The sequence below is a fragment of the Paenibacillus sp. GM1FR genome (genome assembly GCF_002803315.1).
GTDB lineage: Bacteria > Bacillota > Bacilli > Paenibacillales > Paenibacillaceae > Paenibacillus > Paenibacillus amylolyticus.
In genome coordinates, this window is record NZ_MKZL01000011.1 from 552285 (window position 1) to 575746 (window position 23462).

At 46.1% G+C, this 23462-nt stretch carries 24 protein-coding genes; 18 read left to right on the plus strand and 6 right to left on the minus strand.

Translation table 11 applies throughout. The features are described from left to right. Positions 1 to 254: 254 nt before the first annotated feature. Positions 255 to 1058, minus strand: coding sequence for a hypothetical protein (locus PAEAM_RS08230; RefSeq protein ID WP_100527195.1), 804 nt, complete (start codon positions 1056 to 1058; stop codon positions 255 to 257). Positions 1059 to 1265: 207 nt separating this feature from the next. Between PAEAM_RS08230 and PAEAM_RS08235 the strand changes: the two genes are divergently transcribed. The 5 genes from PAEAM_RS08235 (at position 1266) to PAEAM_RS08255 (ending at position 8452) form a co-directional block, all read left to right on the plus strand. After that, entirely contained in the window at positions 1266 to 3227 is a 1962-nt protein-coding gene (locus tag PAEAM_RS08235) for an AraC family transcriptional regulator (protein ID WP_100527196.1), read from the plus strand. 188 nt (positions 3228 to 3415) lie between these two features. Beyond that, on the plus strand, positions 3416 to 5389 hold the full coding sequence (locus PAEAM_RS08240) for an AraC family transcriptional regulator (RefSeq protein WP_100527197.1): 1974 nt from the start codon (positions 3416 to 3418) through the stop codon (positions 5387 to 5389). A gap of 159 nt (positions 5390 to 5548) precedes the next feature. After that, positions 5549 to 6586 carry an NAD(P)/FAD-dependent oxidoreductase gene (locus PAEAM_RS08245; RefSeq protein WP_047843595.1) on the plus strand — a complete coding sequence of 346 codons (1038 nt, stop codon included), beginning with the start codon at positions 5549 to 5551 and terminating at the stop codon, positions 6584 to 6586. Positions 6587 to 6790: 204 nt separating this feature from the next. Beyond that, the gene (locus tag PAEAM_RS08250) at positions 6791 to 7441 is read left to right on the plus strand and encodes a hypothetical protein (RefSeq protein ID WP_017687613.1); all 651 of its coding nucleotides are present in this window, start codon (positions 6791 to 6793) and stop codon (positions 7439 to 7441) included. A gap of 534 nt (positions 7442 to 7975) precedes the next feature. Continuing rightward, positions 7976 to 8452: a hypothetical protein gene (locus PAEAM_RS08255; RefSeq protein WP_017687614.1), complete on the plus strand. Its 477-nt coding sequence runs from the start codon at positions 7976 to 7978 to the stop codon at positions 8450 to 8452. Between the two features lie 121 nt (positions 8453 to 8573). Here the strand turns inward: PAEAM_RS08255 and PAEAM_RS08260 are convergent, their stop codons facing one another. Continuing rightward, positions 8574 to 9173 (minus strand): thymidine kinase, encoded by a 600-nt coding sequence (locus PAEAM_RS08260; RefSeq protein ID WP_017687615.1) that lies wholly within the window; start codon positions 9171 to 9173, stop codon positions 8574 to 8576. A 176-nt stretch (positions 9174 to 9349) separates the two neighbouring features. Here PAEAM_RS08260 and PAEAM_RS08265 point away from each other — a divergent pair, with 176 nt between their 5' ends. Beyond that, entirely contained in the window at positions 9350 to 9562 is a 213-nt protein-coding gene (locus PAEAM_RS08265; protein WP_100527198.1) for a hypothetical protein, read from the plus strand. Positions 9563 to 9570: 8 nt separating this feature from the next. On the opposite strand, the gene PAEAM_RS08270 is transcribed toward PAEAM_RS08265, so the two are convergent. Then, a complete protein-coding gene (locus PAEAM_RS08270; RefSeq protein ID WP_036607883.1) occupies positions 9571 to 9918 on the minus strand; it encodes a potassium channel family protein in 348 nt (115 codons plus the stop codon). Positions 9919 to 9981: 63 nt separating this feature from the next. Continuing rightward, on the minus strand, positions 9982 to 10299 hold the full coding sequence (locus PAEAM_RS08275) for a DUF2627 domain-containing protein (protein ID WP_017687618.1): 318 nt from the start codon (positions 10297 to 10299) through the stop codon (positions 9982 to 9984). 224 nt (positions 10300 to 10523) lie between these two features. Between PAEAM_RS08275 and lpdA the strand changes: the two genes are divergently transcribed. The 5 genes from lpdA (at position 10524) to lipB (ending at position 16417) form a co-directional block, all read left to right on the plus strand. Next, positions 10524 to 11948: a dihydrolipoyl dehydrogenase gene (lpdA, locus tag PAEAM_RS08280; protein WP_100527199.1), complete on the plus strand. Its 1425-nt coding sequence runs from the start codon at positions 10524 to 10526 to the stop codon at positions 11946 to 11948. 139 nt (positions 11949 to 12087) lie between these two features. After that, complete coding sequence (locus tag PAEAM_RS08285) at positions 12088 to 13116, plus strand: thiamine pyrophosphate-dependent dehydrogenase E1 component subunit alpha (RefSeq protein WP_017687620.1); 1029 nt, start codon at positions 12088 to 12090, stop codon at positions 13114 to 13116. A 2-nt stretch (positions 13117 to 13118) separates the two neighbouring features. Further along, on the plus strand, positions 13119 to 14105 hold the full coding sequence (locus PAEAM_RS08290; protein WP_017687621.1) for an alpha-ketoacid dehydrogenase subunit beta: 987 nt from the start codon (positions 13119 to 13121) through the stop codon (positions 14103 to 14105). 47 nt (positions 14106 to 14152) lie between these two features. Continuing rightward, positions 14153 to 15598, plus strand: coding sequence for a dihydrolipoamide acetyltransferase family protein (locus PAEAM_RS08295; RefSeq protein ID WP_036672332.1), 1446 nt, complete (start codon positions 14153 to 14155; stop codon positions 15596 to 15598). Between the two features lie 111 nt (positions 15599 to 15709). After that, a complete protein-coding gene (lipB, locus tag PAEAM_RS08300; protein WP_100527200.1) occupies positions 15710 to 16417 on the plus strand; it encodes a lipoyl(octanoyl) transferase LipB in 708 nt (235 codons plus the stop codon). Between the two features lie 26 nt (positions 16418 to 16443). Here the strand turns inward: lipB and prli42 are convergent, their stop codons facing one another. Next, positions 16444 to 16545 (minus strand): stressosome-associated protein Prli42, encoded by a 102-nt coding sequence (prli42, locus tag PAEAM_RS08305; protein ID WP_017687624.1) that lies wholly within the window; start codon positions 16543 to 16545, stop codon positions 16444 to 16446. Positions 16546 to 16851: 306 nt separating this feature from the next. Here prli42 and PAEAM_RS08310 point away from each other — a divergent pair, with 306 nt between their 5' ends. After that, complete coding sequence (locus PAEAM_RS08310; protein WP_100527201.1) at positions 16852 to 17985, plus strand: M20/M25/M40 family metallo-hydrolase; 1134 nt, start codon at positions 16852 to 16854, stop codon at positions 17983 to 17985. Between the two features lie 318 nt (positions 17986 to 18303). Here PAEAM_RS08310 and PAEAM_RS08315 read toward each other — a convergent pair whose 3' ends face one another. Then, positions 18304 to 18438, minus strand: a complete 135-nt coding sequence (locus tag PAEAM_RS08315; protein ID WP_100527202.1) for a Z-ring formation inhibitor MciZ — start codon at positions 18436 to 18438, stop codon at positions 18304 to 18306. A gap of 349 nt (positions 18439 to 18787) precedes the next feature. Here PAEAM_RS08315 and PAEAM_RS08320 point away from each other — a divergent pair, with 349 nt between their 5' ends. The 6 genes from PAEAM_RS08320 to PAEAM_RS08345 all read left to right on the plus strand — a co-directional run bounded on the left by PAEAM_RS08320 (position 18788) and on the right by PAEAM_RS08345 (position 23337). Next, a complete protein-coding gene (locus PAEAM_RS08320; protein WP_100527203.1) occupies positions 18788 to 19381 on the plus strand; it encodes an NUDIX domain-containing protein in 594 nt (197 codons plus the stop codon). A 2-nt stretch (positions 19382 to 19383) separates the two neighbouring features. Continuing rightward, positions 19384 to 20604, plus strand: a complete 1221-nt coding sequence (locus tag PAEAM_RS08325) for an endonuclease Q family protein (protein WP_100527204.1) — start codon at positions 19384 to 19386, stop codon at positions 20602 to 20604. Between the two features lie 161 nt (positions 20605 to 20765). Beyond that, a complete protein-coding gene (gene spoIIM, locus PAEAM_RS08330; protein WP_017687629.1) occupies positions 20766 to 21395 on the plus strand; it encodes a stage II sporulation protein M in 630 nt (209 codons plus the stop codon). 107 nt (positions 21396 to 21502) lie between these two features. After that, positions 21503 to 21970, plus strand: a complete 468-nt coding sequence (gene fur / locus PAEAM_RS08335) for a ferric iron uptake transcriptional regulator (RefSeq protein WP_036607866.1) — start codon at positions 21503 to 21505, stop codon at positions 21968 to 21970. 158 nt (positions 21971 to 22128) lie between these two features. Next, positions 22129 to 22371: a DUF4227 family protein gene (locus PAEAM_RS08340; protein WP_017687632.1), complete on the plus strand. Its 243-nt coding sequence runs from the start codon at positions 22129 to 22131 to the stop codon at positions 22369 to 22371. A gap of 75 nt (positions 22372 to 22446) precedes the next feature. Further along, positions 22447 to 23337 (plus strand): tyrosine recombinase, encoded by an 891-nt coding sequence (locus PAEAM_RS08345; protein ID WP_100527205.1) that lies wholly within the window; start codon positions 22447 to 22449, stop codon positions 23335 to 23337. Positions 23338 to 23462: the final 125 nt, after the last annotated feature.

The following is a 23462-nucleotide window of genomic DNA, read 5'->3' on the forward strand; positions in this document are numbered from 1 at the left end:
AGAACGTAGAGGACAGAGAGAACCTAAAGATGTGGGTCTAAAAGCTTTCTGTAAGAAAGCTTCTTCGGAAGCTGAGGCTTCGCCTCTATACCCATAACGTTAAAAATACAAGAAAAACCGCTACTTATCAGGAGTTAGTCACCTGTAATAGCGGTTCTATCATTGGATGCGAGTCGAAGGTTGTGTAGCGAACGAACCACTTTAACCTTCAAACCCATTATGTATACATATAAGTATGTTTGATAAATGCGTACTCAGATTCGAATATCGACGGATGGATATGAAGCAGCAGGAGATGTAGAAGCCGTAGTTTGCGAACCATTTCCTGATTCCTGATCTGTGGTTCCGCCATCTGATGGGTGCTCCTTGCTTCCCGTTTTCTTTCCTTCATTTACTTCCTGCTCTTCTTCTCCAGATGTTGCAGAGATAGGTGGTTGTACCCCTTTTTTAGGTGCGGGCTGATGAATCTCTTCCACCAGTTCCCCAATCTTCTGATTGACCTTATTTAACTGGGAGTTGATGTCCTGGACGGTCTCTCGCTTAGCCTGAAAGACGGTGCGTTCTGAATTTTCCAGCATCATTGATTTGCCTATATCCTTGTCTGCATTGATCTCCAGAACAAGTCGGTCGAAGCGGGTTTCTCCTTCGGTGGTCTGAATGGAGCCCTGCATGCGATCACGCAAACCGACCAGCTTACCCAATTGATCATAAGTCTGACTATGCTTGATCAGGTGATCGAGTGAAGGGGCTTGTGTCTCGTCGGTTGGTTTGGGTTGTTGCTGTTGAGCTTTTTCGGGCTGTCTTAATTTGTTCTTTTCTTGCAATTCTTCAGCTTTAATTTGGGCAATCTGGCTGTCGATCTGGGAAATGGAGCTTGTTAAGGATTTGATTCGCTGAGCTTTGGTTTTGGTATCCAACTCGTCATTGGTTTTTACACCTTGCATTTCTTCATTGAGCCGGATCTTCTGCTGCATGAGTCCCTGAATTTCTTTATCCCGATTGGAGACTTGATTCCCGGGAGTGAAACTGCTTTTGGTTGCAGATGAGATTGAATTCATATCCTCTGTTCTCCTTCTCCGCTTTATCATGGTTCTATTTACATATATCGGATGTTAAGAGAAGGATTTGAATAGCTCTTGTTTCCTCGCAATGGATTCATATTGCGTCGGTTATATTGCGTACTTCATCATAATAATTGATAATGGTTATCAATAAGTGAGTGGAAGTTCAGACACAATCTATGTAGACGGAGATGGGTTAGCAAAATGTGGAATGATTATTATATCCTCTGGAACTATGCTGCGGTGAGTGTAACAGATATCCGTTACATGGAATTAGAGGCATATGAAGAGATGAAATACAAATTTCCGACAAGTACCTTTGTACTCACCATTCAGGGTGATGCTGGAGTGACGATTGACAACCAAACATATGAAGTGAGTCGCTTTTATATTTTCCATGGGGGAAAAGGGAGTAAGTTGGTGATTCAAGCAGGTGAATCCGGATTGCGCCTATATTACTTGATGTACAAAGCAAACTTGCCGAGTGGAGGGAGAAATGATCTCGGAAGGTTAATGGAGCGTATCAATCCGTTCCAAATGAACTATGGCTTTACCCCAGATATGCCAACCATTCTATATGAGCAATTGAAACAGATGCACTTTTTGTGGGATCAAAAGAACCCTATTCAGCACTTTCAAGCCAAGAGTTTGTTCTATGCATTTGTGGAGCAAATCTCATCACAGATTCCTCGTGTATCCACTCGCTATCCAAATATTATGGATCAGGTCAGCAAAGTCATTGAAATTATAGAGTCTTCATACACCGAGCCGCTTACGCTGCATGCTTTGGCAGAAATGATCGGCTCCAGCCCAAGAAGTTTGTCACGCAAGTTCAAGCAGTCGACTGGAACAAGTCCGATCGATTATCTGATTCAGTTTCGTTTGTTCAAAGCCAAGGAGATGTTGCTGCAAACGGACGCCACGTTGGATGAGATCGCTGTAGGCATCGGTTATCCGGATGGATATTATTTGGGGCGTATGTTCAAGAAACATACAGGTCTTTCTCCTTTGCAATTTAAAGAAAAGACCTCAGCACCCCTATATTGGCCTGATCTGACATCAGGTGTGGCGCGAAATGACATTTTCAGAGGTGGAAGTGGAAGGTATGTTTATACTGATGGTGATAATCATTATCAATATAAACACGGAGGGTCAATAAATATGAACAGACAGACAAGAACGGGAATGTTGCTTAGTATTTTACTAAGTCTTACGTTACTGCTAAGTGCCTGCTCTACAGGTGTTGCCAGTAATTCGAGCGGGGATGCTTCTGGAAGCAAAAGTACATCAAGTTCCACAAACACAGTAACAGCGGGTAATCACACCAAAACATCTGAACCACGTATAATCTCAACGGTGAAGGGAGATATTACAATTCCGGCTGAACCTAAACGGATTGTGGTTGACTTGTATCTAGGAAGCTTGATCGCTCTGGGGATCAAACCTGTGGGTACACCCGAGATGAACCTGAAAAATCCTTATTTTATCAGCTCACTTGAGGGTGTGCAGAATATTGGTGAATATGAAACCATCTCTCTAGAAAAGGTGTTGGAACTTGAACCGGATCTCATTGTGACAGGTAATCCTGATTTATTTGATTCCTTTAGCAAAATTGCACCTACCTTGGTTGTACCTTATGGTGAATTGAAAAATACCCACGAAGAAATTACCTATTTCGGTGAAGTGTTAAATAAAGAAAAAGAATCTGAGGCATGGTTAGCCGATTATGATGCAAGAATTGCAGATGCCAAGAAACGTGTTAGTGAGGCAATTGATCCGCAGGCCGAGGTGTCGGTCATGCAGTTCTATGATAAAGCACCGTTGGCCTTTGGTGATAATTTTGGTCGGGGAGGTCAGGCAGTCTACAGCGCGCTTGGTTTGAATCCTCCTGCAGATAAAAAAGAGATCTTAATGAAGGATCAACTGGTTGAAGTTTCATCGGAAGCGATTCCTGAATTTGCCGGAGACTATATCATTCTAACAGCAGATAATCTGACCCTGGAAGAGTTGAAATCGAAACCGGTCTGGAGTTCACTGGATGCGGTTAAAAATGATCGTGTGTTTATCTGGAGCCCGGATCGTTCATGGTACTTTGACCCGATTGCAACATTGGATCAAACAGAGGAATTGGCCGCGTGGTTTAAGAAGATCTCTGAACCAAATTAAGTCTAACAAGTGATTGATGAGATGAAATCCAATTCCATTCTAAATTTCAGTTGATAATGAAAATTATTATCATTTATAATAAAGGTACATTAGTGAACCTCTGCTAGGCATATGTTATCGGATGTGTGGCAGAATGATGACCTTGTAAGGCCTTTGTTCCGGGTGAGGTTGGGATTGGAGAGTATTCGATGCAATTAGACGAACAGATGAAATGCTGGAATCATGCCGCTGTTAAGGTTCTGGATATACGCCGAATCGTTATGGAGGCAGGGGCACAACTGAGTTCCTACACACTTCCGGCAAATGGTTTTATATATACGATTCGAGGATCTGCTGTGCTTCAGTTGGATGGACAAACATACAAGGCAGAGCGGTTCTACATGCTTCATGGGGCCAAAGGATCTTCACTGGATATCCAAACCAACGAAGATTTTGAATATATTCTGCTCTATTACAGAGCATTTCTTGCCTTTCCTAGTTATCGTAAAAAGTGGTTATTGGCACAGCCGGAAGTTGCACCGTTCTCTTTGCAATATGGATTTGCACCGAGTAGTCCGCTGGGGTTATTACGTTACCTTGATGAGCTTGAGGGTGCATGGATTCAATCTGGCAGTCTGGATCTGCTTCATACCCAAAGTTTATTTTACCAGTTCATTCATGAAATGATGGTTCAATTGGCAGAGCAGGAGATCAAAACAGAGCTTGCTGACCCGGTGAAACAAACACTTCGTTATATACAGAATCATTATAGGGAACAGGTCACGCTTGATTTCCTGGCTGAACAGTTCAACTACAGCTCCCGACATTTATCCATGCAATTCAAACGACAGACGGGTTACAGTCCCATTGATTATTTAATTCAGACCCGAATCGCTAAGGCTCGCAATCTGCTTTTGCGATCTGATGCAACGCTGAGTGAAATTGCAGCAGAAGTAGGTTATTCGGATGTGTATTATTTTAGTCGTATCTTCAAAAAACATGTGGGGATCTCTCCGATACAGTATCAACGAAAGATGAGAGAAGAAGCGAGAACAGAGGATCGTCCATTAGTAATCTCTGAATCGTCCATTGGCCGAAGATGGAAGTCGGGATATATTGATTATGAGAATCATTATCAATATATAGACGGAGGGTCTACACCAATGAAAAGAAGAAAAACAAGTTCCAGTATGATTATGGTTGCATTATTGAGCATAACGATGCTCCTCGCAGCCTGCTCTTCGGGTACAGCAAGAACACCAGCAGCTGGCGAAGGAACGGGTGCCAGTTCCAATAACAGCAGTACGGCAGTATCATCAGACACAGCAAGCCAGACAAACAAAGACAATGAAACACGCACGGTCTCAACGGTTAAGGGCGACGTAGTTGTTCCAGCGAATCCGAAACGGGTTGTTGTACTATATCTCCAGGGAGACGTCGTTGCGCTTGGAATTAAGCCAATTGCTACATCTGAAGTATTCAACGGGGCTGCCTACAAGAGTGAGCTTGAAGGTGTAAATTCACTAGGCACCTGGTTCGAACCGAATCCTGAAGCTGTCATTGACCTTGATCCGGATCTGATCATTGTTCCTTCAGAAGAGACGTATACTTTGTTAAAGGATATCGCACCAACGGTATATATTCCATACGAGAAAATGACAACAGAAGAAAGACTCCAGAGTATAGCGAGTATTTTTGGCAAAGAACAGGAAGCTGAGACATTAATCAATAATCTTAATAGCAAAGTCGAAGAGAGTAAGCAAACACTAGCAGATGCAGGCATATTGGACAAAACGGTTTCCATTGTGGAGGGCGGTTTGAAAGGTATGGTCGTTGTAGAGAGCAAGCAATATGGCCGAGGATCTCAGGCACTATATGAATACTTGGGGATGAAAGCACCTGAAGTGGTACAAAAGAAAATTGATGTAGTTTCGGAAGCGGGAGGCTCTAATCTATCCATGGAAGTACTGCCTGAATATATCGGGGACTACGTGTTTCGTTCGGTGTATGAAGGGGCAGATAACCTTACGGATGATCCAATATGGAGCAGCATCCCGGCTGTTAAAGAAGGTCGTCTGATTGAGATTGATTTCGATTTCTTCTATTATTCGGATATCTATTCAATTAATAAACAACTTGATTTTGTCGTTGAAAAGCTGTTGGCGGCTCCAAGAGCGCAATAGTAAAGAGCAGATGTGTTCGTAGAATTTTTGTACAAGAAATGTTTGTTTTTTAGCCATTGTATTTTGATAAGATTACCATTACACTAGGATTTAAGTGATAATGAGAATCGATATCAAATACTCGATGTTCTGGATCGAATTAACGGAGGTATTTTTAATATGAATCAGCAGTTGGAACTTTATGATGTAACCATTATCGGCGGTGGCCCTGCGGGCATGTACTCTGCCTTTTATAGCGGCATGCGGGATATGAAGACCAAGTTGATTGAGGCACGTGACAGATTGGGAGGTCGCATGCTCTTTTATCCGGAGAAAATGATCTGGGATGTCGGGGGTGTGACGCCAATTCTGTGTGAAGATCTGATCAAACAATTGGAAGAACAGGCAAGGACTTTTGAGCCAACCCTCGTATTTGAACAACAGATCGAAGGATTCGAGCGTCAACCTGATGGCACAATTCTGTTAACTTCTGCAACAGGTGAGCAACACTGGACACGTACCGTCATTATGGCAATCGGATATGGTATATATAAAATGGCCAAGCTGGAGCTTGAAGGTGCAGACCGCTATGAGGTTAGCAATCTGCACTATACTGTGCAGGAACTAGAGCCATTCCGTGGTAAACGTGTGCTAATCTCGGGTGGAGGAGACTCTGCTGTGGACTGGGCGAATGAACTGGAAGCACTGGCAGAGCAAGTTACGGTTGTGCATCGTCGTGACCGCTTTGGCGGGTTGGAGCGTAATGTACTACGTATGAGAGAATCCTCTGTAGATGTCCGTACACCATATGCGGTAGAGACACTGCATAGTATGAGTGGTGATGTGATTGAACAGGTGACCATCTCACACGTGGATACAGGTGAAACTGAACTGCTTGAAGTCGATGCTGTCATTGTAAACCATGGCATGAAGAGTGACTTTGGTCCAATCCGGGATTGGGGACTTGATCTTGGCGAATGGCATGTCACTACAACGGAGAGATTGCAAACCAATATTCCCGGCGTGTTTGGCGCAGGCGATTTTGTAGATTATGGTAGCAAACTGTACCTGATTGCGGGTACTTTCACAGATGCAGCCCTAGCGGTAAACAGTGCGAAGCTTTACATGGACCCTGAAGCGGAGAAAGTGGCTTATGTTTCTTCCCATAACAGTCGCTTCAAGGAGAAAAATAAAGCCCTTGGCGTTGTAGAAGAATAAAGGTCTTCGATCGGTTATATTAAGATGACTTCGAGTTCATTCCGAAGTCATCTTTTTTGCATAAAATGGGTAATAAGAAGGCATAATGGCACAAGATAGAACACACTTCGAATTGAACATGAACCACCAAATGTCTATAATAAGCTTGAGAAACTTTAGAATAACATCAAGATACAATAACTAGATCAGAGTGGAGTGCAGCGTATGAAAAAGGGATCACAGCCACAACGAGGCTTCACCTTCATCCAGCGGTGGTTCAAACGATCTGATAAAAAAAAGATCAAATGGTCTGAAATGTATCTCGCACTGGCTGGCGCGCTTCATCGCTTGTTGGTTGAAGGGCGGCGTGAACGTTCAGCAGCCAAACGGCTGCATCAGGACTTGCCTATTAACGCGTTGGGCGAGATGAAGCTAGAGCCAGGGGATATTGTGTACACGCCAAGCTCGGAATCGACGTATTACGCCGGGCATATGGGCATTATCGGTCTCGACGGCAAGGTGTATCATGTGCACCCTTATGGGCCTGTATTTGCTGATTCATTAGAGTGGTATCTGACGCGATTTTATGAAGGAGATCGTTTCATTGTATTCCGTTCCAGATTGAATGAGGCAGGAATGAAAGCAGCGGGGTGGGTACACGACCATTACAAGCAGGTAAAATTCTACCGTTTGCAGACCAATCTGCGCAGTATTGAGCGCAATTACTGCTCCAAGTTTATATATCAGGCCTATCAGTTCACATCGGGACTGGATCTGTGGAGCCGCAAATTTACCCGAATGAATCAGGGGTATATCTATCCATTTCGAATTGAGCGTTCATCAGAGCTGGACGTTCTGGGAACTTTTTATAAATAAGGCTGGAACCGACTAAAATACTGTTCTTCCGAAAAAAAGGAGAGCAGGTTCTGTCGGTTTTTTTTATATGTGTAGAGATTAAAAACAGGAAAAACGCTCAAAACGTCGAATAGATTATGAGATAGGCACGCACAACTTGGAATCGTATACATAAAAAAAGACGAGATGATTATTAGCCCAGAGTAAAAAAATGACTACGAAGTAGACGAACAAGAAAGAGTGAAGCGAGATGAAATGGCCGGGTTTCTTACAACGATTCCGACCGAACAAAAACGTGGTTAAGCTATCGGATTATATCCCAAAAAAGGAAAGGAGGCACTACTGTTCCATATGCAAGAAAAACGTTAAATCGGTCGTGCATTATGCCGCGCCACAGGGAAATGTTTCAGGTGTATGCAGTTCTTGTAAGTCTTTAGCGGATGAACGTGGAATGTTTCCCATTTAATAAGAAGAGATGCGCTCAGGAAATAAGAATTTTTTGATTTATGCGCGTTTTTGTAGTACATTAGCAAATGTATTCGAAGGAGGATTCTAATGTACTCAGGTAGACAAGACGATACTTTATACATCATGACCTACACCTTAAACAGCGGTATCAAGGGTACGGTTCCACTGTCTAATAAGCAGATTATTGAGTGGCTGGATTGCTACAGAAATGAGAAGCGCTTCGTGACCGAAATCGGCAAGGAGTTTTTTGGATTGAATGCAGGATTGGTAGCAGACTTCAAGGTTCAAAATCATTTATCGGATTATCAGCAGACCATTATGCCTACACAGCAGCAGGATAACCTGGAACGCTTGTCCAGTGCTTATAAATCAACCGAGTTATTAATGAAGATTGATTGTAAATGTGGCACGGCTTATGTGACGGAATCCCCATACAAGCGCACAAAATGGTACTGTACAAAGTGTAAAGAGATTGTATTTTTGGATGCCAAAAAAGGAATGGTGGAAACGTCGCGTGGTGACGCTTACTACATGACCAACAAATATTTTGTTTCCCGTGACTAGCGGGAAGTGACTCTGGAAGCATCGCTGCGAAGCGGTGCTTTTTTGTGCGAATGTTTGCTCTATAACAAAAAAAGCCCCAAGGGGCCTTTTTGGAAAATATCTAAGATCGATCTTTTAGGAATTATGAGGAGCATTCAACTTTGTGAGGAGGAATGAAGCAGCAACGACAGCGTGGCTCGTAAGCTTCTGAATCGCCAATCATGACAACCGGACCCAAGGTGACAGGCTCCCCATTGACGATACGTTGCGTAAAGGCTGCATCCGGGCTGCCACATACCGCACAGAAAGCCGAGAGTTTCTCAATGTCGTCTGCCATGGCAAGCAAACCACCGACATATCCGAATTCCTTACCACGGTAATCCATATTAAGTCCGTCCACAATGACATGTTTGCCACAATACGCTAACTCCGAGACAAGTTCCATAATGGCACTGCTGAAAAATTGTACTTCATCAAATGCAACAACATCAGCATCTATGGTTTGGTTCAAGATCATTTCTACGGATTCCGGGGTTAATTGCCGGGGAATGGAATGGGCAGGGAGTCGATAACCAATTCGGCTTACGATCTCGTCCTGGGCAAACCGATTATCCTCGGCTGGTTTGTAGGCCACAACCTTTTTACGGCCAAATTGTATTAATTTCTGACAACGGCGAATGAGTTCACCGGATTTTTCACTGAACATGGGTCCAGTAATTACGGTAATACGTCCTGTTTGCACGGTGCTGCTACTCCTCTCACATACGGGATTCAACAAAAAAAGCGACCTTTACAGAGTACCACAAAATCTTTGGAAAGAGCCAGAACTAATCTGCGCAGCTTTGTGTTACTATATGGATTGTTAAGGTATTGGTTACGGCAGCTAGTTAACAGGAGTTGTGAAAAGAGGTGTTTAGTATGAGTGAAGCATTAACATCACTTCAAGAGCGATATGAAAGCCTGAAAGAACAGGGATCTCTAGATGAAGCGACGCAGGTGTTATTTGCAGAACTGTTCGCAGAAGCGGAGAGACTGCAGGCAAGTAACCTTACCTTGCGTAGAACGATCTTGAAGTCTTCTTCCAAAGAATCACGTATGTCTACCAAACTGCGGGATGCCTTATACGAATGACCCGGAGATTACTCCGGGTCCTCTTCTGTCTTTAATTTGCGAGGGAACAGAATACCTGCTGTAATTCTGGCAATCATGGCAAAGGTGAGACCAATGCCTGCAAACATGTAGATTACGGTAAAGGCTTTGCTGAATCCGGTGGTTGGCACAAATTCAGGATGTCCCACCGTAGTCAGGGTAACCGCACAGAAGTATAACGCATCGATCCAGTGCAGACCTTCAACACGAGTGTAAAATAAAGTGCCTGATAGCAACGTTGCTGCCGTTAACGCGAACAGAGCCAGAAACTTAGGGTCTTTGAACGCATGGAAAATGCCTTTGAGCAATCGTTGTAACGTGATTAGAAATGATACCATGATGATCCATCCTGTCTATGTAAAGTAGGCGGTGTGTTGTATAAACACACAAAAAGCCCGGACTCATGGAGTCCTTCCGGGCGTCTCTGCTTTTTCGGGTACACTTTTGGACCGGAAACGGGGACCTACATAATTACGCTTGCGGTCACGGAACAAGATCCAGCCTCCCAGAAAACTCATACCTGCGGCAAAAAGGACAAGTCCACCGCCAAAGGAAAGCCACTGGAATCCTGGTGAAATCAGTTCGTTCCCGTGCTCGGCATAATATAGGAACAGGGCATCTTTCATCATCAGAAAACCCTTCATAGCCATTAACCCGGGGATGACCAGAACAACAATTGCCAAAAATCGCGCAAAGACCAATCTTGTATTCATGAGCATTATACCCTTTCTGCCAAAGTCGACATTAAATAAAGGTTACGCTTACAGATCATACCTGATTCCATCATAGCTTGGAATGCATAGGCTGTCCATGTGTGATTGGTTCAAACTTTGAGTTGACCGCTCAAGGAGAGTACAATGGCATATAGAGGGTATAAGCTAAACCATGATTTAAGCCATCATAAATGATATTGAAATTTGATTCATAGAGGAGAGCATGAGAGATGCCAATTACATGTGATGTTGCAATTCTTGGAGGAGGAACCGGTGGATATGTAGCCGCGATCCGGGCTGCACAGCTGGGAAAACAGGTTGTTATCATTGAGAAGGACAAGCTTGGCGGTACCTGTCTGCATCGTGGCTGTATTCCGAGTAAGGCTTTGCTGAAAAGTGCGGAAGTATACGCCGAAATCCAGGAGAGCGAGACGTATGGTATCGAGACGAATGGAGCCACACTTGTATTTCCCAAAGTACAGGCGCGCAAGGATGCAATTGTCGAACAGCTCCACCAGGGCGTTCAGTATTTGATGAAAAAAAATAAAATCCAGGTTGTACACGCGAAAGGTCGCGTCATCGGTCCATCCATCTTCTCACCGCAGAGCGGAGCAGTCGCTGTAGAGTTCGAAGATGGCGAGATGGATACGGTAGTTCCAACCAATCTCATCATTGCCACTGGTTCGCGTCCTCGTGTGCTGCCGGGCCTGGAACCGGACGGCAAGTTTATTATGAGCAGTGACGAAGCCCTGCGTATGGATGAACTTCCTGCATCACTCATCATTGTTGGTGGGGGTGTGATTGGACTGGAGTGGGCATCCATGCTGAATGACTTTGGCGTAGACATCACAGTAGTAGAAGCAGCTGCTCACGTGTTGCCTGCCGAGGATGAGGATGTTGCCAGAGAAATGCAGCGATTGCTCGGCAAACGAGGTGTCCGTTTCCTGACAGATGCCACCGTTCTAACCGAAACATATAGCACGGATCAAGAGGGTATTCAGATTGATGTGCAGCTTGGTGAAGATAAGCAGGAAACGCTAAGAGCGGAGAAAATGCTCGTATCGGTTGGACGTCAAGCTAATGTGGAAAATATCGGACTTGAAAATACAGATATCAAATTGGAGCGTGGGTTCATCGCTGTGAACAAACAGTTACAGACCGGTGAAGGTCACATCTACGCCATTGGTGACTGCATCGGCGGTTTACAGCTTGCACATGCCGCAAGTCATGAAGGCATTCTCGCTGTCGATCATCTGGCGGGCGAAACGGTACATGCCGTAGAATCCCACCGTATCCCGCGTTGTGTGTACACACGTCCGGAAGCAGCAAGCATCGGATTCACCGAGCGTGAAGCCAAAGAACGTGGCTATGATATTAAAACAGGGAAGTTCCCATTTTCGGCTATTGGCAAATCACTCATTCACGGAAGTCGGGATGGATTCGTAAAGGTGATCGCAGATGCCAAGACGAATGATATATTGGGGGTACATATGATTGGCACCCATGTGACGGAATTAATCGCTGAGGCTTCTCTGGCTCAGATGCTGGATGCCACACCTTGGGAAGTTGGACAAACCATTCATCCGCACCCTTCTCTGTCAGAAATTATGGGTGAAGCCATGTTGGCGGTCGATGGAAAGGCCATTGGAATGTAAGCCAAACAAGCTTATGAGAAAGGTCCTTTCCTTTTTTGGGTAAAAGGGATTATAATAAGGTTAAGCCAAGTCTTAGTACCAGGTTATAAGATCGGGTAGTAAGAGTGGCACAGGCTCTGATTAAAAGGAGGTACCTCATATGAGTTCACAAGGTACTGCAGACGCGGTCCACCGGCATCAACAGCTGGGACTTAGCGATGGTGAAGTATTGGATATGTACAAATACATGCTGCTCGCGCGCAAGTTTGACGAGCGTTGCTTGCTCTTGCAACGGGCTGGCAAAATTAACTTTCACGTATCCGGTGTAGGACAGGAAGCTGCGCAAGTAGGCGCTGCTTTTGGTCTGGATCGGGATCACGATTATTATTTACCTTATTACCGCGATTACGGTTTTGTACTGGCGGTAGGCATGACTCCGCGTGAGTTGATGTTGTCTGCTTTTGCGAAGGCAGAAGATCCGAATAGTGGCGGTCGGCAAATGCCGGGTCACTTCGGTCACAAAAAGCTGCGGATTGTGACGGGTTCCAGCCCGGTTACAACACAGGTTCCGCACGCTGTTGGATTTGCACTGGCTGCCAAAATGAAGAAGCAAGAATTTGTTTCTTTTGTTACGTTTGGCGAAGGATCAAGCAATCAGGGTGACTTCCATGAGGGAGCCAACTTTGCAGGTGTGCATAAATTGCCTGTCATTATTATGTGTGAGAACAATCAATATGCAATTTCGGTACCGATTCACAAACAGTTGAGCGGCAAAATATCCGATCGAGCACAAGGATACGGGTTCCCCGGACTTCGTGTAGATGGTAACGATGCATTAGAAGTATATGCTGCAGTGAAGGAAGCGCGTCGCCGTGCCATAGCCGGAGAAGGCCCGACACTGATTGAAGCGATGATGTATCGGTTGTCACCTCACTCCACCTCCGATAATGATCTGGCTTACCGGACCAAAGAGGAAGTTGAGGAGAACTGGAAGAAAGATGGCGTTCCTCGTATGAAGAACTACTTGATCGATTGCGGCATCTGGGACGAAGCCCGGGATGCGGATCTGGCTTCCCAGCTTGCGCTGGAAATGAAAGAAGCAACTGAATATGCAGACAACGCGCCATATCCTAAACCTGAGGACACTCTGACGCACGTTTATGCGGACAGCGAAGAAGGGGGACGGTAAGTATGGCAGTGATGGAATATATTGATGCAATCCGTCTCGCGATGAAAGAAGAGATGGAACGGGATGAAAATGTGTTTATCCTTGGTGAAGACGTAGGTCTCAAAGGTGGTGTGTTTACCACAACTAAAGGGCTGCAAGATCAGTTTGGCGAAATGCGAGTGATGGACACACCATTGTCTGAATCTGCTATTGCAGGTGTTGCGATTGGTGCAGCGATGTATGGCATGAAGCCGATTGCCGAAATGCAATATTCGGACTTCATGTTGCCAGCAACCAACCAGATCATTAGTGAAGCGGCAAAAATTCGCTATCGTTCCAACAATGACTGGAGCTGTCCGATTGTTATCCGTGCGCCGATTGGTGGCGGGATCTTCGGTGGGTTGTATCACTCCCAATGTCCGGAGTCGATTTTCTTTGGTACACCTGGTCTGAAAATTATAGCTCCCTACTCGGCATACGATGCTAAGGGACTGCTGAAGGCCGCTATTCGCGACCCGGACCCGGTACTCTTTTTTGAAAATAAAAAATGCTACAAACTTATCAAGGAAGATGTGCCTGAAGATGATTACATCGTTCCGATTGGTAAAGCCAACGTACTTCGTGAAGGTGCGGATATTACGGTGATCGGTTACAGTCAGCCGCTACATTTTGTCATGCAGGCTGCTGAGGAACTGGAGCGTGAAGAAGGCATTACAGCACACGTTCTCGATCTGCGCACATTGCAACCGTTGGATCGTGAAGCGATTATTGCTTCCGCTCGTCTGACAGGCAAAGTGCTGATCGTACACGAAGATAACAAAACGGGTGGTGTAGGTGCCGAAGTTGCCGCGATTATTAGTGAGGAATGTCTATTTGAACTGGATGCACCGATTCAGCGTCTCTGCGGACCTGATGTGCCGGCCATGCCAATTAGCCCAACATTGGAGAAATTCTACATGCTGAGCAAAGACAAAGCCAAAGCAGCAATGCGTACACTTGCCGAGTTTTAATTTCGTTTTTTGGATCGTTTAAAAGTAAAGTTTGGAGTGATAATCAAATGGCTGAACGTATGAAATGGATCGAGGTCATTATGCCGCAATTGGCGGAATCGCTGGTCTCGGCTACCATAGGCAAATGGTTGAAAAAACCGGGCGACCGTGTGGAACAGTACGAGCCGATCTGTGAAGTAATCACTGATAAAGTTAATGCCGAGATTCCATCCACTGTGGATGGAATTATGGGTGACCTTTTGGTGGAAGAGGGCACAACGATAGCTGTTGGTGAAGCAATCTGCCGCATGCAGGTCGCAGCTTCTGACGAAGAAGCGGCTGAGCAAGTAACACAAGTATCGCAGCAACAGGAGCAAGTGCAGCAACATGCGAGCCCCACTCCTCTTGCCGCGTCAAATACAGCAGGACATGATCCGAACCAGCCGATGCGTAATCGGTATTCCCCAGCAGTGCAATCCTTGGCAGCAGAGCATGGCTTGAACTTGCAAAGCATCCAAGGCACCGGTGCCGGTGGTCGTATTACCCGCAAAGATGTGCTGACATTTGTTGCACAGGGAGGTAACGCGGCTGGATCGTCCGCACAAGCATCATCTGCAGCAGTTCAGCATACACCTTCTAGTATGCCGTCTGCTTCTCCATTCAGCGGAGTGAATCGTGGAAATGGAGAAATGGGTTTGACCGCTGGAGAAGCGATCTCAGCGTCCGATGCAGGTGTTCCTGTGAGACATTCAGGCATTCATCTAACCGAAAGTCCGAAAATTCCACAGATCGAAGTGGAAGGTGGCGGCCAGGGAAGATCGGAGTATTTCATCGATGTTACCCCTGTGCGTAATGCCATTGCCCGGAATATGCGTCAAAGCGTATCGGAAATCCCGCATGCATGGACAATGATCGAAGTGGACGTAACCAATCTTGTGATGCTACGCAATAAACTCAAGGATGAGTTCAAGCGTAAGGAAGGCATCAATCTGACATATCTGTCCTTCATGATGAAGGGAGTCGTTAACGCGATTAAAGACTACCCAATTATGAACTCGGTATGGGCAGTGGACAAAATTATCGTCAAACGGGACATTAACCTGTCCATGGCGGTAGGAACCGAAGATTCTGTACTTACACCCGTAATCAAACATGCCGATCAGCGTAATATCGCAGGTCTGGCCCGTGAAGTGGATGAACTGGCTCGCAAAACACGTGAAGGTACGTTAAAGCTGGACCATATGCAAGGTGGTACGTTCACGGTGAACAACACCGGTTCATTTGGTTCGATCCTGTCCCAGCCAATCATTAACTATCCGCAGGCAGCGATTCTTACATTCGAGTCGATTGTCAAGAAACCAGTGGTTATTAATGATATGATCGCTGTTCGTTCGATGGCTAACCTGTGTCTGTCGTTGGATCACCGAATCCTGGATGGTGTAATCAGCGGACGTTTCTTGCAACGTGTCAAAGAAAACCTTGAAGGATATACCATGGAGACCAAGGTGTATTAAGTAAATAGTTGTCGGGAAAGTGTATGTGCCGGAGGCCGTGCACTTTTCCTGCTGTCTACGGACAGGTGCTCAATTGTACACTGAACCTGAAGCAGAAGGGTGTGGGGAATCATGAGCAAGCCGCTGGATGTTGCATACATACCAATGCTTGATTATGAAGAGGCTTGGAACCGCCAGAAAGCGATTGTGCAGCGATTGGACGAGGGCGAGGGAGCGGAGCAGATGTTGCTTTTACAGCATCCACCAACGTATACGATCGGCTCACAAAATCATCCGGAGCATCTGCTTCTCAGTCCGGAAGAGTTGCGTGAGCAAGGGATTTCTTTGTTTCAAATTGACCGTGGCGGTGATATTACTTATCATGGCCCGGGCCAGTTGGTAGGTTACCCGTTATTGATTCTTGGTCGGGATGAAGACCTGGATCTGCACGGCTATCTACGGAAACTTGAGCAGGTGCTTATGGATTATCTTGCAGACCAGGGCATTGAAGCTGGACGCAAAGAGGGTTACACGGGTGTGTGGATTGGTGATATGAAGATTGCTGCAATCGGCATCAAGTTTAATCGTTGCAAACACCGCCGCGGTTTTGTGACCAGTCACGGGTTTGCTTTTAACATCAGCTCAGGCATTCAACATGCAGGTTTTCAGGGGATTGTTCCTTGTGGGATTGAACAGTATGGCGTTACCTCACTGGAGGATATAACGGGCAAGTCCTATGCGGTGGAGCAAGTAGCGCAGGAGATTGTTCCGTACTTTAATCGTATTTTTCAATATCAAATTAATTGGGTCACGGAAAAAGAAGCCCTTCAACGTCTGTAAACAGGTCGTCGAAAGGCTTTAGGTTGCTATCCAAACAGCAACGGTTCGAGAGCTATGAAAAGGGTGGACCCGATCATGGCGATCAGCATGAGATAGATGATGATTTTGAACCATTTCTTTTTTTGCATGGATGAGAGAACTCCTTTCAACATAAGGTGTATGTTCAAAAAGACTGGTTTTTAGTACCAAGAAGATGGGATGAAGCTAGAAATGGAGTAGCGGAGCGTAGGGAAAACTACGTGAGCAACCACAATGTTTCGAAAGGAAACATACTTCGTAAGCCTCCCGCTTATTTCGGCTGAATTCCATATTCGATGCTGATGATGCCGCCAGGCATCCTTCGTAATCAAAACTGGACTTTTTGAACAACCTCATAAAATAAACAAGCCATAGTAATTGTATTGTACCGTATCTACGAGAGGGAGGAAAGTCCTTTGATTAAACAACAACGTGTTATCGATCAGTTCATGGAACTGGTGCAGATTGATAGTGAAACGAAAAATGAACAGAACATCTCCAAGGTGTTAAAAGAACAGTTTACAGATCTCGGGCTTCATGTCTATGAGGATGATACCATGGAGCAAACCGGACATGGCGCCGGAAACCTCGTCATTACCTGGGAAGCTGAAGGAACTGAAGGGGTTGCACCGATCTTTTTCACATGTCATATGGACACCGTGACGCCGGGACAGGGAATCAAGCCTGAACTGGGTGAAGATGGCTGGATCCGCAGTGATGGAACAACGATCCTGGGAGCAGATGACAAAGCAGGGATTGCGGCATTGTTTGAAGCGATTCGTGTGATCCAGGAAAACAAGATTCCACATGGTAAAATTCAATTTGTCATTACGGTCGGCGAAGAGTCTGGCCTGGTGGGCGCACGTGCAATGAATCCGAAGGATATCGATGCCGAGTTCGGTTATGCGCTGGATTCTAATGGAGCTGTAGGCACGATCTGTGTTGCTGCACCAGCCAGAGCTGAAATTCAAATGAGCATCTATGGTAAGTCCGCACATGCGGGCGTGAACCCGGAAGACGGGATCAGCGCCATTCAGGTTGCCGCAAAAGCTATTGCTGCGATGACACTGGGCAGAATTGATGATGAGACGACAGCGAACATCGGTAAATTCCAAGGTGGATCAGCACTCAACGTGGTATGTGACTTTGTACAGCTTGAAGCGGAAGCTCGCAGTATTGTGCAGGAGAAAGTTGAATTGCAGGTTGCACAGATGCGTGACGCGTTGGAAACGACATGTCGCAAATACGGTGCAACAGCTGAATTCAGAAGTGAGATCCTTTACCCTGCATTTGGCTTCCATGATGAACACGAAGTTGTACAACTTGCACAGCGTGCCATCCGCAGTATTGGGCTGGAGACAAGTACGTTTGCTTCCGGTGGTGGCAGTGATGCCAATATCTTTAACGGATTCGACCTTCCGACAGTGAATCTGGCGGTAGGGTATGAGGATATTCATACAACCAAAGAACGCATTCGTGCCGAAGACATTGTGAAGTTATCCCAGGTAGTCGTAGCTATTATTCAGGAAACGGTAGCTGACAAGAAATAATATAGAGCACATGTTACCTCACATGTTGTTAGACAAAAGTCCGAACCCGGTTAGGGCGTGTCTGAAAACTCTGAAGGAAGCAGATTTTGCCGAATTTTCGTTCCAAGCCAGGAAGTTTTCCGCAGGCGTGCCGGGGCACGTCAAGGGAAAGTGACGCAGCAGGGGCGAAAAGGCGGTAAAAGATGCACTTCAGCGAGTTTTGAGACACGCCCTAGTATCGGATTCGGACTTTTTGCGAATTAATGTTATATTTCAAGGGAGAAGACTCGTTAATTTAGGGTCAAATTGAATCATTGGATGAATGGATCGATGACCCATTCATTTACGTCCAGCGAGCAGATCAATTAACTTGGCATCCGGGCCCCACTCGCGCAACCATTGTTTGAGTATGAGCTGTACTTGCCGGGCTTGTCCTACCACGTGTAAGGATTGAGGCGTCATATAACTATTCATTGAAAGTCCCCCTGATTCGTTTATATTTGCTGTGAGAGTTCTATACGCTCACCATATGCCCAAAATCAGAGATATATACATTAACCGAATATATAAATTGAGCTAATCCCTTTACACAAGAACGGAGAGGACAGAAATAACCAAGAGAAGCGGAGCGTTCGCCTAAAAGCTTTCTGAAAGAAAGCTGCATCGTAAGCATAAGCTATCACCAAATTTTATCTATTAGAGAAACAAATCAAAAAAATCTGGGGATAACAGCGATCGAAGGGTTGTTCTGTCATCGGAGTGGTTAGTGTAAATATTTTCAGTCCATTTATATATAATCCTACGATATGGAGTTGAAGAACCAATGAAACCAAACCAATCTGCCCAATCCATCCACGCGGCGCAACCTGCCAATCCAAAACTAGATGAAGTGACCGTATCCACTAAGCCAATCTTCGAGGGCAAAGTGATTTCGCTTCAAGTCGATACCGTTAAACTACCGAATGGGCAGACGGCTACACGTGAGATAATCCGGCACCCTGGAGCGGTAGCTGTACTCGCTCTGAATGGGGATCGCATGCTTGTTGTGGATCAGTATCGTCAGGCAATGGGACGCACCGAAGTGGAGATTCCTGCGGGAAAACTGGACCCGGGAGAAGAGCCAGAGGTTGCCGCAGCACGTGAATTGCGAGAAGAGACGGGATATCTAGCCAAGTCGCTGCGTCATTTGCGTTCGTTTTACACGTCACCGGGGTTCGCAGATGAGATCATTCATCTTTACATCGCTGAAGAGTTGGAAGCAGGGGACATGGCGCTGGACGAAGATGAATTCCTTGAAGTTGCCGAAATAACTCTGGAGGAAGCCTATGCGCTTATGGACGAGAACCGGATTAGCGATGCCAAAACGATGATGGCCGTGTACGCGTGGGACCTTTACAGAACGACAGGACGGTTCTAGGCATGCAAGACGAACTGGAAACGTCCACGACGTGGGAGCCCTGTTATACAGACCTGCATATCCACATTGGACGAACCTCTCGGGGTGAGGCTGTTAAAATCAGTGGTAGTCGTGATCTGACATTTGAGAATATTGCCCGGGAAGCATCGGATCGCAAAGGAATTCATTTGCTTGGTGTTATTGATTGTCATTCTCCGGTTGTTCAGATGGATATCGAGCAATTGCTGGAGAGTGGTACCATGTCCGAGATTGAGGGCGGCGGTATTGCCTACCAGGATACGACCATTCTGTTGGGTACAGAGATTGAGCTGCGCGAGCCTGGAATGCGTGAGTTCCATATGCTGGCGTACTTCCGTGATCTGAAAACGATGAAGTCCTTCACGGACTGGATGAAACGTTATATGAAAAATGTGAATCTCAGTTCTCAGCGGGTCTACGTGCCCGCTCTTGAGATGCAGGCGGAGATTAAGGCCCGTGGTGGACTTATTGTTCCTGCACATGTATTTACACCGCATAAAGGCATCTATGGCAGTACGGCATCCCGTATGGGCGATGTGCTGGATACTAGTCTCGTGGATGCGGTAGAGCTGGGGTTAAGCTCGGACTCATCCATGGCAAGTTATATTCGGGAGTTGGATCATGTTCCGTTCCTGACCAATTCGGATGCCCACTCTCTCGGTAAGATTGGACGGGAGTATAATGAACTGCAAGTGGCTGCACCTTCTTTTGATGAGTTCCGTATGGCACTTCAAGGAGAAGCCGGCAGGAAAATTGCGGCCAATTATGGACTTAATCCAAGGCTGGGCAAATATCATCGTACCTACTGTGCAGCATGTGGCAGCATTATGGATGAGCAAGCGATGTCAGCAGAGCGCTGTCCGCACTGTGGCAGTCTGAAGCTGGTGCAGGGGGTGCTGGATCGCATCCTGGCGATCTCTGATCGAGAGAGTCCTCATGTTCCTGCAAACAGACCAGCCTATCATTATCAGGTGCCACTGGAGTTCATCCCGGGACTTGGCAAAGCCAAACTGCGCCAGCTACTGGACCATTTTGGTACAGAAATGAACGTACTTCATCGCACGCGTGAGGAAGAGCTTGCTGCGGTTGTTGGACCTGTGCTGGCAGGCTTGATTGTGGCTGCACGGAACGGACAACTGGAGCTGTCCTCCGGAGGTGGCGGTACGTACGGAAAGGTTGCTGTTCAGGAAAAAGCCTCGGAGTGACCGGTGTAAATAATCTTTAGTTCAACTCATATAGCTTTCGCTATACAGAGCTCCAATCTGGACAAGAAGTCATACAGGTGCATTCCGGTTCATAAGAATGACTATGAGGATGTAAATGAAAATCCTTGCAGCATGATACCGGAAAGGGGACTCGTACCTGTATGCGCTCTTCCTACTTTACATTTAAAGGTCAGACTTCGTTATATGTATTCGTGGCCGTCTTGTTTCTGGTCGGCGTCATTTTTGGCGCGCTCATGGTGAACGCATTGTCTCTCGAGCAACGTCAGGATCTGGAGGGTTATCTCGGTAATTTCTTCATGACCGTGCAGCACAGTGCACAAGTGACTGAAACCGGGGCATATTGGGACATTGCCATGCTTCATCTGAAATGGGTAGGTCTGATCTTTATTCTGGGTTTATCCGTCGTTGGACTACCTGGTATACTGGTTCTGGATTTTCTGAAAGGTGTGCTCATTGGATTCACAGTGGGGTACCTTGTTGGACAGTATTCCTGGAAAGGGCTGCTGTTTGCACTGGTGTCCGTGGCACCGCATAATCTATTTGTCATTCCGATCCTCCTGATCTGCAGTGTAGCGGCGATGACGTTCTCGTTATACATCATTCGCAATCGTGTTTTGATGCAGCGAACACCTGGTCGACAAAGGCCTTTTGCTTCATATATAGTGTTAACTTTGGTTATGGCTGCATTGCTGCTCGGCGTAGCGTCTTTTGAAACATGGGTTACACCTGCGATGATGCGTTGGGTCACGCCAATGTTACTACCGGCCTAACGTGCACCGTATAGTGTAAAATGTTGACTTTAATTACGCACTCCCCCTATAATGAAAAGAGTGGGTTAAGTTGCAGTGTGCAGTGATTTCCTAGGGGGAGGGAGAAAATGGAAGCACGGATTGATAAAATTAAGCAGCAACTACAGTCCCAAGGATATAAATTAACGCCCCAGCGGGAAGCCACCTTAAGAGTACTTCTTGAGAATGAAGAAGATCATCTGAGCGCAGAAGATGTATTCATGCTCGTTAAAGAAAAGGCTCCCGAAATCGGTCTGGCAACCGTGTACCGTACCCTCGAACTGCTGAGTGAGCTGCATGTTGTAGAGAAAATCAACTTCGGCGACGGTGTAGCGCGTTATGATCTGCGCGGAGATACATCCAAGCATCACCATCATCACTTAATCTGTGTTCAATGCGGAAGTATGGATGAAATACGTGAAGACTGGCTTGGACCGCTTGAAGAGCGTTTGGAGCGGGAATTCAACTTTTCGGTAGTAGATCACCGACTGGACTTTCATGGAATTTGTTATCGTTGCAAAGCTAAAAATGAACAGAAACCCAAAGATGAAGAATAACATAGCATATCTTCAAGCTCTCACCGGCGGTTTTGACGGGAGAGCTTTTTTGGCACCGGACATGATCTGGAGTTTCCCCCGAATGGCATAAACCTGTGTTTATGGACATACCCTGATTCAAGGACAATAACGGATTCGAATCAGGAGGGGACACGCCCATGATTATATCAGTGCGGAGAGGGCTCCGTTTTATTCGATTTATTATATTTTTTGCTGCATTAGTTTATCTGTTCTATCATGTTCTGGATCTGTTTAATGGCTGGATCTCACCTGTGGATCAGTATCAGATGCCAACTGGCAATGCAATCAAAGTATTTCAGGAAACGGATTGGCCGGGTAATGGAGAAGGACGTCCTACGATGGCAGAGCGTCTCCGTTTGTTCTATTGGTACGGAGAGTAGCTTCGAACAGCCAGGGATGCAAATACGGGAGCAGTCTGCCAGAGCGGCAGATCTGTCAGTTGAGGAGCGTTGTACATGAAACAGACGATACACGCCTATGCCTTATACTTGGAAGATGATAAAGGGATGTCGAGCAGCACGCTTGAATCGTATCTCCGAGACGTGGACAAGTTCATTGAATTTGCAGATAAGGAATATGGCATACGCGAAGCCGATCAGGTCAGACGCACACATGTCGTCCTGTTTGCAGGTCAGCTCAAACAGGCAGGACGTGCCAATGCAACCATTGCCCGCAGCATCGTATCTCTGCGCTCCTACTTTCATTTTTTGATGCGACGGGGTGATATTATACAGGACCCTACGTTTGATGTGGAAGCTCCCAAGGCGGACAAGACGCCACCACAGGTGCTAAGTATCCAGGAGATCGAACAACTGCTGACAGCGCCTGATATTCGTTCACCGCAGGGTGTGAGAGATCGAGCGATGCTTGAACTGTTATATGCTACAGGCATTCGCGTCTCGGAACTGATTGCGCTCGACATTCGGGATGTACAGCCAGGGATGCGCTTTATACGATGCGGTGGGGCGGGCAAGGAACGTATCCTTCCCATTGGTGCACCAGCTGCACATTGGGCAAGTGTATATGTGGAGGAATTCCGCAACAAGTTGCTCAAAAACGATTCGGACGAGCAGGCACTATTCGTGAATGTATCTGGTAGACGTTTAACCCGGCAGGGCTTCTGGAAGCTGCTCAAAAAAGCGGCGGTGGATGCGGGAATCTCGGAAGAAATTACGCCGCATACCCTTCGTCATTCTTTTGCAGCACACCTGATTGCCAATGGGGCGGATACACGTGCGGTTCAAGACATGCTGGGTCACGTGGAGCAGCCTGGACAACAATATGGCAATCATGGTCGCAAAACCATGAAAGAAATCTATGAAACCCATCATCCGAGGGCAAGATAGATTTTGACGCATGGCATTCACAAATAAATGCGGAACATTGGGCCGATTTAGGATAAAATAAATTGAATACATCCAAACGCCGTTATACATAAGACGGATCGTTTCAACTCAAGGAGGAACATACA